Genomic DNA, 12,597 nt, shown 5'->3' on the forward strand with positions numbered 1-12,597 from the left:
TCGGGTGCGACAGTCGTCAGGACACCCGACACAGGATCTCGCCGTGCGGGACCATGAACCACGCGTCCTGCTGCTCGCCCCACTCCCGCCATGCCTCCCCGATCGCCTTCAGCTCCGCGGCGGTCGCGTGCCCGCCCGACACGGCCAGTTCCGCGTAGACCGACGCGGTCGTACGGTCGGCCCACAGGCCGCTCCACCAGGCCCGCTCCTCGGGCGTGGCGAAGCACCAGGTGCCGGCGGTCGTCGTGACGTCGGTGAATCCGGCCTGCCGGGCCCACGCGAACAGCCGCCTCCCGGCGTCGGGTTCGCCGCCGTTCGCCCGTGCGACCCGGTGGTACAGGTCCAACCACCCGTCGAGCGCGGGCCGTTCGGGGAACCAGGCGAAGGCCCCGTAGTCACTGTCGCGGGCCGCGACGACTCCACCGGGGCGGCACACGCGCCGCATCTCGCGCAGTGCCCGGACCGGGTCGCCGACGTGCTGCAGCACCTGATGGGCGTGGACGACGTCGAAGGAGTCGTCCGGGAAGTCCAGGGCATGGACGTCGGCCACGGCGAACTCGACGTTCTCCAGGCCGCGTTCGGCGGCGACCGCGCGGGCCTTGTCCAGGACGTCCTCGGCGGCGTCGACCGCCGTCACCCGGCCCGGCGCCACCCGTGCGGCCAGGTCGGCGGTGATCGTTCCGGGTCCGCAGCCCACGTCCAGGACGTCCAGTCCCGCCCGCAGTTCGGGCAGCAGGTAGGCCGCCGAGTTCTCGGCGGTCCGCCAGCTGTGCGAGCGCAGGACGGACTCGTGGTGGCCGTGGGTGTAGACGGCGGTCTCGTGGGCCGCGGACGGGTCGGTGGCATGCGTCATGGAAGCGACTCCCTCGGTGTGGGTGCGTTCCCTCACCGTACGCACTCCACTCGAATAGTGAGACCTGCGTCTTGGGATGTGGACAGTCGCTCAGGCGAACAGCTCCCGCCTGTACCGGAGTTCCGGCAGCTCCCTGCCGCCCGTGACGTCATGGGCGACGACGCCGTCCGGCCGCCAGCCCGCGGCCTCGTAGAACCGGCGCCCCCGCGCGTTCCCGGCGAACACCCACAGCACGGCGGAGCGGAAACCGGCCGTCACGAGCACCTCGGTGGACACGGTGAGCAGCTCCCGCCCGACACCCGTGCCCCACACCTCCGGCAGGGCGTACAGCGCCGCGAGCTCGGCCGTGGTGGCGGGGCCGGACGCGACGGACTCCTCGTCCGCCCATGCCCTGAAACAGGAGAAGGCCACCACCCGCCCGTCGGCCCCCGTCGCCAGGAGCACCGTCGGCCGGTCCGGCGCCGCCAGCCGGTCGCGCCACACGACGGTGCGCTCCTCCGGGTCCAGGGCGTCCAGGTACGGCCCCGGGAGCAGGTCGCGGTAGGCGGCCCGCCACGACTGCACATGGACGGAGGCGAGGGCCGCCGCGTCCTCGGGAACGGCTTCACGTATCGATGTCGACATGCCGCATTCTCGGTCGCGGAGGCCCGGCGCCGCTCCCGTATTTCCGCGGCCCGCCCCGACCTGACGTATCCGTGTGTGACAGCACCGTGAACGGACCGTCCGGGCCCCCTCCGAGCCCCTAGGCTCGGCCCGCCGCCGCCCGGTGGCGCGCCCGTCCCCGTGCCGAGGAGTCCCGTGCCGTACTCGCCCGCGCCCGACCGCCGCTCCCTGCTGAAGCTGCTCGCGGCGGCCCCCGCGGTCTCCGCCCTCGGTGGACTCGCCACCGCCGCGCCCGCACTCGCCGCGCCCGCGAACGGATCCGCCGCGGGCGCCGCCTCCGGGATCGTCAAGGCCCTCCCGCCCGAGTGGTTCACCGTCCGGGGCACCAACGCCGAGGCGCGGTTCGACTCCTTCGCGGACACCGGTCTCCTCACCCCCGCCGACCGCTTCTTCGTCCGCAACCACACCTCCACGCCCGTCCTCGACGCCGCCGACTGGCGGCTGACCCTCTGGGGTGACGGACTCCACGGCCGCACCCCCGTCCACTTCACCTACGGACAGCTCCGCGACCTGCCGTCCGTCACCCGGACGGCCCTGATCGAGTGCGCCGGAAACGGCCGCAGCCTCTACACGAGCCAGCAGGGCGAGCCCGTGACCGGCACCTCATGGACCCTCGGTGCCGTCGGCGCCGCCCGCTGGCGCGGTGTCCGCCTCTCCGACGTGCTGCGACGCGCCGGGATCGCCCACGACGCCGTCGACCTCCTGCCGCGCGGCCTCGACGACCCGTACGTCTCCGGCGGCGTCGACTTCGGCCGGGTGCGCCGCCCGTTGCCGGTCGCCAAGGCCTTCGACGACGTGATCCTCGCGTACGAGATGAACGGCGAGCCGCTCCCGTACGACCACGGGTACCCGGTCCGGCTCGTCGTGCCCTCCTGGGTCGGCATCGCCTCGATCAAGTGGCTGGGCGACATCGAGGTCTCCGCCCGCCCGCTCACCTCGCCCTGGTCCACGGACTGGTACCGCCTCTTCGGCCCCGCCCACCCGTCCGGCGGCAGCTCCCCGATCAGCGTCCAGACGATCAAGTCCGGGTACGAACTCCCCTTCGGCGCCACCCTGGAGGGCGACCGGGTGCACCGGCTCACCGGGCGCGCCTGGTCCGCCCACGCACCCGTCCGGGCGGTCGAGGTCTCCACCGACGGTGGGACCCACTGGCGCCGGGCCCGGCTCCTGGACACCCCGCGGCGGGACGGCTGGGTCCGCTGGACCACGCCGTGGCGTCCCCACCGCACCGGGCCCGTCACCCTGCTGTCCCGAACCACCGACGCCGCCGGCAACACGCAGCCCGAGCGGGCCGTCCACAACACCCAGGGCTATCTCTTCGACGCGGTCGTACGGCATCCGATCACCGTCGCCTGAGCCGCGGCCCCGGGCCGTCCCCTGAAACGCCCCCTGAAACGTCGCCTGGAGGGCCGTCTGGAGCGGCGAAATCGGCCGAACCTTCGTATAAAGGGCTCGGGGTGCCGTTCCCGGCGCCCGCGTGCGCTCAGGAGGTACGGGACATGCGCCACACGGCTCCGGAGGGCCGAGGCCCGGTGCGCTACGGCCCTCCCGCGCCCGACACCGGCCTGCCCGTCCTCCCCGGGCTCGCCGCCCTCCTGGCCGCGGCCGCCGGACGGACCACCCCCGAGCCGCCCGGCGGCGGCCCGGTGCTGCGGGAGGCGGCGGCCGGCTACTGGTGGCGCCGGGGCCTCCGTACGCATGCCGAGGACGTGGTCGCGGCCCCCGGCGCCCCGACCCTGCTGCTCGCGCTGATCGCCGCCCACGGCGGCGACCTGCTGCTGCCCCGGCCCTGCCCCGCCTGGTGGACCCCGCAGGCCCGGCTCCTCGGCCGCCGCACCTACCACGTGCCCACCCCGGCCGAATGCGGCGGCGTCCCCGACCCGTACGCCCTCCTGGAGACCGTCCGGCGGGTCCGGGCGGAGGGCGGCGACCCCCGGGTCCTGCTGCTCACCGTCGCCGACGACCCCACCGCCACCGTCGCCCCGCCGGAGATCGTCCGCGCGGCCTGCGAGGCCGCCGTCGCCGAGGGCCTCCACGTCATCAGCGACGAGACCTGGCGCGACACCCTCCACCACCCGCACGACACCGTGCTCCTCAGCCCCGCCGAGATGTGCCCGGACGACGTCACCGTCCTCGGCGACCTCGGCGGCGCCCTCACCCCGGCCGCCTGGCCCTGCGCCATCGCCCGCTTCCCGCCCACCGACCCGTCCCGCGCCGACCGCTGGACCGACAGCAGGGCCCGCGTGCTCGACGTCCTCACCGCCCTCGGCGCCGTCGTCCCGGGCCCCGTCGCCCCCGCCGCCGCGCACGCCCTCGACGAACCCGAGGACGTGACCGTACGGGCCCGGCGCGCCGCTGCCGTCCACGGTCGGCTCGCGGCCGTCGCCCACCGCACCGTCCTGGCCGCCGGTGCCCTCTCCCGGCCGCCGCAGGCCGGCCGTCATCTGTACGTCGATCTCGGGCCGTTGCGGGCCGGGCTCACCGCCCGCGGGGTGACCGACTCCTTGGATCTGGAGAGCCACCTGGCCGCACGCCTCGGTGCGTCGACCCCCGGTGGGCACCGCTTCGACGACGAACTCGGGGCCCTGCGCGTCCGGTTCGGCACCGGGATGTTCCTGGGAGCCACCGAGGAGGAGCGCGTCGAGGCCCTCGGTGAACAGAACCCCGAGGAACTCCCGCACGTGGCACGCGCGTTGGCCGACTTCGGGGCGGCCCTGGAGGAACTCCGGTGACCCCGCGCGCACGCCCGCGACGCCCCGCGCCCGCGCCCCGCCGGGCACGCCCCGGCGACCCCATACCCACCGCGCAGAACGGAGCCCGCAGATGACCGAACGGACGGCGCACCCCGCCCGGGCCGCAGAGGCCCCGTACCCCCTCGACCCCGCCACGACCCTCGACCCCGCCCCGGCCCCCGCGCCCGCCCCGGCCCCCGCGCCTGCCCCCGCCCCCGTACTCCAGCCGGTCGGCCGGCTCCGGCTGGACTGGCCCCGCACCTTCGCCGACCGGCTCACCGCTCCCCTCCCCGGCGTCCGGGCCATGGCGCGACTCGCCCGTGAGGGCGCCGTGCGCCCCCGCCCCGAGGGGCTGCGCGACATCCCGCTGCTCCCGTTCGAGCCGGGCCCGATGCCGTCCGCCGGGCCCGACACGTTCGCCGTCACCTGGGCAGGGCACGCCAGTTGGGTCCTGCGCCTCGGCGGGCTCACCGTCCTCACCGACCCCGTCTGGTCCCGCCGGATCTTCGGCACCCCGGCCCGGCTCACCCCGGTCGGGGTCCGCTGGGAGGATCTGCCGCCCGTCGACGCCGTCGTCATCAGTCACAACCACTTCGACCACCTCGACGCTCCCACCCTGAAGCGACTGCCCCGGCACACCCCGGTGTTCGTCCCGGCCGGGCTCGGACGCTGGTTCACCCGCCGCCGGTTCAGCCGCGTGACCGAGCTCGACTGGTGGGAGGCTGCCGAACTCGACGGCGTACGCTTCGACTTCGTCCCCGCCCACCACTGGTCCAAGCGCACCCTGCTCGACACCTGCCGCTCCCTGTGGGGCGGTTGGGTGATCACCGACGCGTCCGGCCGCCGCGTCCACTTCGCCGGGGACACCGGGTACGGCCACTGGTTCGCCGAGATCGGCCGCCGGTTCCCCGGGATCGACCTGTCGCTGCTCCCGATCGGCGCCTACGACCCGCGCTGGTGGCTCAGCGACGTCCACACCGACCCGGAGGAGGCGGTCCGCGCGCACCAGGACCTCGGGGCCCGGCGGATGGCCCCCATGCACTGGGCCACCTTCGTCCTCTCCTCCGAGCCCGTCATGGAACCGCTCACCCGGGTCAGGGCCGCCTGGGAGAAGGCCGGCCTGCCCCGAGAGGACCTGTGGGACCTGCCGATCGGCGCCTCACGGGTGCTCGCTCCCTGAGGGCGCCGAGGGACCCGAGGCACCGGAAGCCCCTGAGGCCCCTGAGGCGCCTGAGGTACCCGAGGCGTCCGACGTACCGGAAGCGCCCGCGGAGCCGGAGGTACCCGACACACCGGAAGCACCTGACGCGACCTTCCCCGACGTCCTCCGCACCCGCCGCCACAGCGCCGGGACCGCGCTGAAGAGCGCCGTGAGACCCACCGCCGCCACGACCCCCTGCCACGGCTCCGGGAAGAGCGAACCGCCCAGGATGCCGATCAGCTGGTACGTCGCGGCCCACGCCAGGCAGGCCGCCGCGTCGCCGCGGACGAACCGGCGCAACGGCATCTCCGCGAGCAGACAGGCCAGCATCACCGGGATCCGCCCCGCCGGCACGAGCCGGGACAGCACGAGCACCGACACCTGATGGGAGTCGAGCCGCTCCTGCGCCTGCGCGAGCCGCTCCGGAGTGACCCGGCTCCGCAGCGCGGCCAGCCAGCGCGAACCGTTGCGCGAGCGGACCCCGCGCTGCCCGAGCCAGTACAGCGCCATGTCGCCCAGCCAGGCGGCGAACGCCGACACCAGGAAGACGAAGAGAAGCGACAGCGGCGAGGTCTGGTGGAAGGCGACCACCGCCGCCGAACTGACGATCGCGCCCGTCGGCACGATCGGCACCAGCGCGCCGAGCGCCACCAGCAGGAACAGCGAGGGATAGCCGACGGCCTGCTGCGTCGACTCGGGCGGCAGCTCACGCACCGCCGCGGCGATCCGGACGAATCCGTCGATCACCGGGCGACCTCCGGCCGCACCCGTTCACCGTGGCCCAGCAGGTGCACCGCCACCTTCGGCGCCAGCCGCGCCGCGTGCCGGACGAACTCGTCCCCCGGCGCATGGAACTCGTGCGGGCGGACCCCGTCGAGCCCGATCGGCCAGTACGTGCCGTAGTGCACCGGCACCGCCGCCGCAGGCGAGAGCGCGGCGAGCGCCTGGGCGGCCCGCCCCGCGTCGAGATGGCCGTGACCGAGATACGGTCCCCAGCCGCCCACCGGAAGCAGCGCCACGTCCACCGGACCCACCGCCTCCGCCATCCCGTCGAAGAGCCCGGTGTCGCCGGCGAAGTACGTCCGCGCCTCGCCCTCGACGACGTACCCGAGGGCGGGGGAGCGGTGCGGACCCACCGGCAGCCGCCGCCCGTCGTGGAGCGCCGGCACGACCCGTACCGTCACGCCCTCGACCGTCACCGTGTCGCCGGGCTCCACCTCGGTCAGCCGCAGCCCGTTCCCGTCGAGCCTGCGCAGCCCCGGAACGGCGGCGGGGGCGCCGCGCGGCACGAGGAGCCGTGTCCCGGGAGCCAGCCCGGCGAGCGAGGGCACGTGCAGGTGGTCGGCGTGCAGGTGCGAGACGAGGACCGCCTCGGCGCGGGTGGCCTCGGGCGGCGGCAGGGCCCCGCGTCGACGCCGCAGGTGCGCGATCCGCCGGGCGAACAGCGGATCGGTGAGGAAGCGGACCCCGGAGTCCTCGACCGTGCAGGTCGCGTGACCCCACCAGGTGACCTCCACCGGCATGCCGCCTTCCGTTCTCGGGGGCTCCGGCCGCCGCGCCCCGATGTCCGCGACCGTTCCGTACCTCCCCAACGAGGGTAAATGTCCGGAGCGTGCTCCGGAGGATGTTCGGCCGTGCGGTTCCCCAGTAGGGTCGGCCCATGGACGACGTTCGGGTGGCGGCGATCGCCAGCCTCACCCCGCTCGAAGAGCTGGACACCGACCCCTTCCTGGTCGACACGCGCGGCCAGCACGAGATGTGCGCCCGGTGGGTCGTCGACAAGGGGTACGTGCTCGCCCGGCAACTCCTGTTCTACGGCATCCGCCCCGACCACGAGGCCCTGTGGGCTGACGTGGAGGAAGGGGCGGTGGACCTCTTCGTCGCCGCCAACGAGCGGGTCCTCGCCCGCGCGTTGACGTCCGTGGCCGGCTTCCGCGCCGAGTGCGAGCGCCGCGGAGTCCGGGTCGAGACCGTCTGCCTCGACGATCCGGCGTACGACGCGCGGGCCAAGGCGGGCGTGCACCGCCGGCTCTCCATGCCCACCGCCGGCTACGACGGCTCCTGACCCGCCCGCACCACACGGCGCGTGCGGGCGCGACCTGACACACCCGGGCCGTCCGCCGTCATGTGTTTTCCGACCCGATCGTGGGCGTTGTGCCACGCTTGAGGCAGGAAACGGGTGAAAGGTGAATCGGGCGTGGGAGACGGGCGATGGGGTGGCGCCGGCCGCTGGCGGACCGCGGGCAGAGCGGTGCTCCGGATGATCGTGGTCTGGGCGGTGTCCACGCTCACGATGCTCGTCCTCGCCGGCGTGCTGCCCGACTTCCAGCTCCAGTCCGCCGACGGCGACAGCATGACGAGAACCGCGATCACCGCCGCCGCGGCCGCGGGCGTCTTCGGTCTGCTCGGCGCGCTCGTGTGGCCGGTGATCGTCCGCGCGCTGCTGCTCGTGCCCGCCCTCGTCCTCGGCTTGCTGGTCTTCTTCCTCAACGGCTCGATGCTGCTCGTCGCGCTCTGGCTGATCCCGGACGGGCGAGGCGCCGCCGACCCCGAGACCGCCGTCGTGGTCGCCGCCGTCATGTCCGCCGTCGCCTCCGCCACCGCCACGGCCCTCGCCGTCCGTGACGACGACGCGTACCGCCGCCGTCTCTACCGGCTCACCGGCCGCACCCGCCCCCGCGATCCCGGTGCCACGCCGGAGGCCGACCCCGGCACCGTCTTCCTCCAGCTCGACGGCGTCGGCCACCACGTGCTGAAGGCCGCCGTCGCCGACGGGCTCATGCCGACCGTCGCCGACTGGCTCGACGACGGCCATCGGCTCACCCCCTGGCGCACCGACTGGTCCAGCCAGACCGGCGCCAGCCAGCTCGGCATCCTGCACGGCTCCAACGAGGACGTGCCCGCCTTCCGCTGGTACGAGAAGGACACCGGCCGGCTCATGGTGTCGAACCGCCCCGCCTCCGCCGTGGAACTCCAGCGGCGGGCCGTGCGCCGCACCGGGAACGGCGGACTGCTCACCGTCGACGGGGCCTCCCGGGGCAACCTCTTCAGCGGCGGCGCCGACCAGCTCGCCCTGGTCCTGTCGATGGCCGCCCGGCGCGGCAGGCGCAACCGCTCCCGGGCCGGCTACTTCGCGTACTTCGCCGACCCGGCCAACGCCGTCCGTACCGCCGGATCGCTCGTCACCGAGTGCGTCCGCGAGATGTGCCAGTCGACCCGGGCGCTGCTGCGCCGTGAGACCCCGCGGGTCTCGCGCGGCGGCACGTACCCCTTCGTCCGTGCCTTCGCCACGGTCGTCGAACGGGACGTGGTGGTCGCCGCCGTGATGGGCGACATATTGGCCGGGCGGACCGCCGTCTACGCCGACCTCGTCGCGTACGACGAGGTGGCCCACCACTCCGGCCCGCACGGCCGCGACACCGACCAGGTCCTGCGCCGCCTCGACCGTGCGATCGCCCTGATCGCGACCGTCGCCGAACACGCCCCGCGGCCGTATCGGATCGTCCTCCTCTCCGACCACGGACAGAGCCCGGGCGAGACCTTCGAGTCGGCGTACGGTCTGTCGCTCAAGGAGCTCGTACGGGCCGGGTGCGGGCTGCCGGTGCCGCGCCGCGTCCGGCGCACCCGCAGCGGCTCCGAGGCGCGCGACGCGGCCAGGGACGCGCTGCGCACAGCGCTGCACCGGCCGCTGGACGAGACCGGGGAGACGGCGCGGGAGCTGCCCGCCAAGCCGTCCGAGCCGGTGGTCCTCGCCTCGGGCAACCTCGGTCTGATCTCCTTCCCCGACGTGCCGCACCGGATGACCCGCGAGGAGATCGACCGGCGCCACCCGGCGCTCCTGCGCACCCTCGCCCACCACCCGGGCGTCGGCTTCGTGCTGGTGGCGAGCGCCGAGCACGGCTCGCTGGTGCTGGCCAGGGACGGGGTGGAGGTACCCGTCGCCGAGCTCGCCGACGGGGGGCCGCTGGCCGTCTTCGGCCGGGGCGCGGCGGATGCCGTGCGCCGTACGGACGGCTTCCCGCACGTCGCGGACATCATGGTCAACTCGATGTACGACCCGGCGACCGGCACCGTGCACGCCTTCGAGGAGCAGATCGGCTCGCACGGCGGACTCGGCGGCGAGCAGTCGCACCCCTTCCTCCTTTCGCCGCCCGAGCTGTCGGCGCCGGTCGGCACGGGGGAGGAGCTGGTCGGCGCGGAGCGGGTCCACCGGGTCCTGCGGCGCTGGCTGCGCGAGTCCGCGGGCCCGCAGGTGCCGCTGGCGATCTCCCCGTCCGCGAGCCGATCGGAATCGCCGCTCCCGGCTGACGGGGTGGTCGTGCGGGACAAGAACGGCTGATGCGCACGCCCGCCCGTGTACGGGTGGACGCGTGGACGCCGGCAGGCGGGCAGCGCGCGGCGTGCTTCGCCGTGAGGGGCGGTGCGCCCCGGCCGTGACCGCCGGGGTGGTGAATCCGGGCCCCCGGGCGTAGGCCGCCCGGGCGGATCTCGAGGCGGGGCAGCGTGCGCGGAGCCCGGCGGGGCAGTACGGATCTCCGTGAGCCCCGCGTCCGAGCCGACCGCAGAGCCCGCCACCCCGGCGGGCCTCCGGACGCGCCCCGCGCCGGACGTGCCCCGGTGGATCGTGCTCCTCCTCGTCCTCGCCGCCCTGTGCGGCGCGGGCGCGGCGAACGCCCTCCCCGCCGGTGCCGAGCTCCGTACCGCCGCCCCGGCCTCCGACCTCGGCTGCGAGACGTTCGACCCGGCCGCCGCCGAGACCGGGCTCCCCGGACGGACCCGGCGGCACCGCACGCGCGTCCGGCCCGCCCCGGCGCGCCGACGCCCCCGTACCGCGCGGCGCCGAATCCGCGCAGGCGTCCCCGCTCCCGTACCCGCCCCGCGTGGTGACGCGCTCCGGCGCGTGGTGATGCGCTGCTGAGAGGCCCGGCACCTTCCGGCAGCCCCTCCCCGACATCACCCCCCGCACCGCGAGGAGTTCCGCCATGCCCGTCGACCCGTACGCCGTCCTCCAGGCCCTGCTGCGCGCCGAGGCTTCCCGTGCCCAGCGCGCCGACCGCCGCTCCGCCGAGCCCGCCGAACCGGCGCCCGCCCCGGTGGCCGAGCCGCCCGTTCCCCGGGAGGACCGCGCCCACTGACCGCGTGTCAGGGCCCGACGCGGATCCTGGCGGAATTCGCATTGCGGACCGGTGTACGGACGTACGAGGCTGATCCGATGACCTCGACCGACCGGAACACCAGCCCCGATCGGTCCGCCGGACCCGCGTCCGGCCCGGGACCCGACACCGAGACGGTCACGGCCGCGAGCTCGGTCACGGCCGCGAGCTCGGTCACGACCGAGAGTCCGGCCACGACCGAGAGTCCGGCCACGACCGAGAGTCCGGCCACGACCGCGAGTCCGGTCACGGTCACCAGCGCCACCGCCCGCGCCGCCGACCGGTTACTCGCCTTCGCGCGACGCCCCTACTGGGACCGCCCCGACCCCGCGTACCGCATCCGGCGCTGGCCCGACCTCACCGCGCTCTGCCTGGCCACGGCGTTCTTCTGGTCGAGTCTCACCCCCTCCCTCGTGCCCCGGCCCTGGTACCTCCAGGGGATCGTCGGCGGCATCACCGCCGTCATCGGCTACGCCCTCGGCTCCACTCTCGCCTGGCTCTTCCGCGCCCTCGTCCGCCGGCTGCCGGGCGAGCGCGTCCGCACCCGCTGCTGGCAGGCGTACTGGCTGCTCAGCCCGGTCCTCGCCGTCTGGCTCATCTCCGAGAGCGCCCGGATGCAGCGTCAGCTCCGGGTCCTCCAGGGGCTCCCGCCGACCCTCACCTGGCACACGCCGATGATCGCGCTGATCGCCCTCGGCCTCCTCCTCGCCGCGCTCCTCGTCGCCCGCTCCGTACGGCTCGGGGCAGCCACCCTGATCCGGCTCCTCGGCAGGCTCCTGCCGCGCCCCGTCGCCTTCGCCGCCGGCGCGGCCCTCTCCGCCCTCGTCGTCCTCGTCGGCGTCCGCGACGTCGTCTTCGACCGAGGGGTCGTCGACATCGCCGACCGCATCGCCGAAGCCACCAACGGCGGCACCAAGGACGGCATCCGGCGTCCCGCCTCCCGTCGTGTCTCCGGCGGGCCGGGCTCCCTCATCCCCTGGCAGGACCTCGGCTACCAGGGCCGTAACTTCACCGGCTCCACACCGACCCGCGCCGCCCTCACCGTCTGGACCGGCCGGCCCGCCCGCGAGCCGGTCCGCGTCTACATACCCTCCGCGCTGCCCGCCGCCTTCACGGACGACCGGCCCTTCGCCGCCCAGGCCCGGCTCGCCGTCCGCGAGCTCGACCGCACCGGCGCCTTCGACCGCGCCGTCCTCGCCGTCGCCGGCACCACCGGCACCGGCTGGGTCGACCCGAACGTCGCGGAGGCCCTGGAGTACATGTACGGGGGCGACACCGCGATCGTCGCCGTCCAGTACTCGTACCTCCCGAGCTGGGTCTCCTTCCTCGTCGACAAGGAGAAGGCCGGGCAGGCCACCCGGGCCCTCCTCGACGCCGTCCGCGCCCGGCTCGACACCCTCCCCGCCGACCGGCGGCCGAAGCTGGTCGTCACCGGCGAGAGCCTCGGCGCCTACGCCGTCGAGGCCTCCTTCGGCACCGCCGACGCGCTCCTCGCCGGCACCGACGGCGCCCTCCTGATGGGCGCGCCCCACTTCTCCCCGATCTCCCAGGAGATCCGCCGCGACCGCGACCCCGGCAGCCCCGTCTGGCGCCCGCAGTACCGCGACGGCGCCCACGTCCGCTTCGCCCAGTTCCCCCGTGTCGACCTCGTCCGCCCGACCGCCGTCTGGGAACGGCCGCGCGCGGTCTACCTGCAGAACGCCTCCGACCCCGTCGTCTGGTGGTCGCCCGACCTGCTGCTCGACCGCCCCGACTGGCTGGACGAACCGCTCGGCCCCGACATCACGCCCGAGATCAGCTGGTTCCCGTTCGTCGCCTTCTGGCAGACCTCGGTGGACATGGCCGTCTCGTACGGCGTCGACGCCCCGCACGGCCACCGGTACGGGGCCGGTGCCGCCGACGGCTGGGCCGCCGTCCTCCCGCCGCCCGACTGGACCCCCGCCGACACGACCCGGCTCCGGGCCTTCCTCCACCACCGCAAGGCCGCGTACTGAG

General features: G+C 75.2%; 12 protein-coding genes. 8 read left to right on the plus strand and 4 right to left on the minus strand.

The features are described 5' to 3' along the window. Positions 1 to 16: 16 nt before the first annotated feature. Both OG580_RS29820 and OG580_RS29825 read right to left on the minus strand, forming a co-directional pair. Positions 17 to 853 carry a methyltransferase domain-containing protein gene (locus OG580_RS29820; protein WP_267046738.1) on the minus strand — a complete coding sequence of 279 codons (837 nt, stop codon included), beginning with the start codon at positions 851 to 853 and terminating at the stop codon, positions 17 to 19. 90 nt (positions 854 to 943) lie between these two features. Continuing rightward, positions 944 to 1,477, minus strand: a complete 534-nt coding sequence (locus OG580_RS29825; RefSeq protein ID WP_267046739.1) for a GNAT family N-acetyltransferase — start codon at positions 1,475 to 1,477, stop codon at positions 944 to 946. A 174-nt stretch (positions 1,478 to 1,651) separates the two neighbouring features. On the opposite strand from OG580_RS29825, the gene OG580_RS29830 reads away from it, so the two are divergent. The 3 genes from OG580_RS29830 to OG580_RS29840 all read left to right on the plus strand — a co-directional run bounded on the left by OG580_RS29830 (position 1,652) and on the right by OG580_RS29840 (position 5,428). Further along, the gene (locus OG580_RS29830; RefSeq protein ID WP_267046740.1) at positions 1,652 to 2,872 is read left to right on the plus strand and encodes a sulfite oxidase; all 1,221 of its coding nucleotides are present in this window, start codon (positions 1,652 to 1,654) and stop codon (positions 2,870 to 2,872) included. 143 nt (positions 2,873 to 3,015) lie between these two features. Next, positions 3,016 to 4,248 carry an aminotransferase class I/II-fold pyridoxal phosphate-dependent enzyme gene (locus OG580_RS29835; protein ID WP_267046741.1) on the plus strand — a complete coding sequence of 411 codons (1,233 nt, stop codon included), beginning with the start codon at positions 3,016 to 3,018 and terminating at the stop codon, positions 4,246 to 4,248. 91 nt (positions 4,249 to 4,339) lie between these two features. After that, positions 4,340 to 5,428: an MBL fold metallo-hydrolase gene (locus OG580_RS29840; protein ID WP_267046742.1), complete on the plus strand. Its 1,089-nt coding sequence runs from the start codon at positions 4,340 to 4,342 to the stop codon at positions 5,426 to 5,428. Here the strand turns inward: OG580_RS29840 and OG580_RS29845 are convergent. Continuing rightward, positions 5,408 to 6,163 (minus strand): DedA family protein, encoded by a 756-nt coding sequence (locus OG580_RS29845; protein WP_267048179.1) that lies wholly within the window; start codon positions 6,161 to 6,163, stop codon positions 5,408 to 5,410. The genes OG580_RS29840 and OG580_RS29845 overlap by 21 nt on opposite strands. Before the next feature lie 29 nt (positions 6,164 to 6,192). Then, the gene (locus OG580_RS29850) at positions 6,193 to 6,972 is read right to left on the minus strand and encodes an MBL fold metallo-hydrolase (protein ID WP_267046743.1); all 780 of its coding nucleotides are present in this window, start codon (positions 6,970 to 6,972) and stop codon (positions 6,193 to 6,195) included. A 137-nt stretch (positions 6,973 to 7,109) separates the two neighbouring features. On the opposite strand from OG580_RS29850, the gene OG580_RS29855 reads away from it, so the two are divergent. The 5 genes from OG580_RS29855 to OG580_RS29875 all read left to right on the plus strand — a co-directional run bounded on the left by OG580_RS29855 (position 7,110) and on the right by OG580_RS29875 (position 12,596). Then, positions 7,110 to 7,514: a hypothetical protein gene (locus OG580_RS29855; protein ID WP_267046744.1), complete on the plus strand. Its 405-nt coding sequence runs from the start codon at positions 7,110 to 7,112 to the stop codon at positions 7,512 to 7,514. A 195-nt stretch (positions 7,515 to 7,709) separates the two neighbouring features. Next, a complete protein-coding gene (locus tag OG580_RS29860) occupies positions 7,710 to 9,788 on the plus strand; it encodes a phage holin family protein (RefSeq protein ID WP_267048180.1) in 2,079 nt (692 codons plus the stop codon). Positions 9,789 to 9,986: 198 nt separating this feature from the next. Next, positions 9,987 to 10,367, plus strand: a complete 381-nt coding sequence (locus OG580_RS29865) for a hypothetical protein (RefSeq protein ID WP_267046745.1) — start codon at positions 9,987 to 9,989, stop codon at positions 10,365 to 10,367. 64 nt (positions 10,368 to 10,431) lie between these two features. Then, complete coding sequence (locus tag OG580_RS29870; RefSeq protein ID WP_267046746.1) at positions 10,432 to 10,584, plus strand: hypothetical protein; 153 nt, start codon at positions 10,432 to 10,434, stop codon at positions 10,582 to 10,584. Positions 10,585 to 10,661: 77 nt separating this feature from the next. Then, positions 10,662 to 12,596 carry an alpha/beta-hydrolase family protein gene (locus tag OG580_RS29875; RefSeq protein ID WP_267046747.1) on the plus strand — a complete coding sequence of 645 codons (1,935 nt, stop codon included), beginning with the start codon at positions 10,662 to 10,664 and terminating at the stop codon, positions 12,594 to 12,596. The last annotated feature ends 1 nt before the right edge of the window (position 12,597 follow it).

Origin of the sequence: Streptomyces sp. NBC_00094 (assembly GCF_026343125.1) — a bacterium.
Taxonomy (GTDB): domain Bacteria; phylum Actinomycetota; class Actinomycetes; order Streptomycetales; family Streptomycetaceae; genus Streptomyces.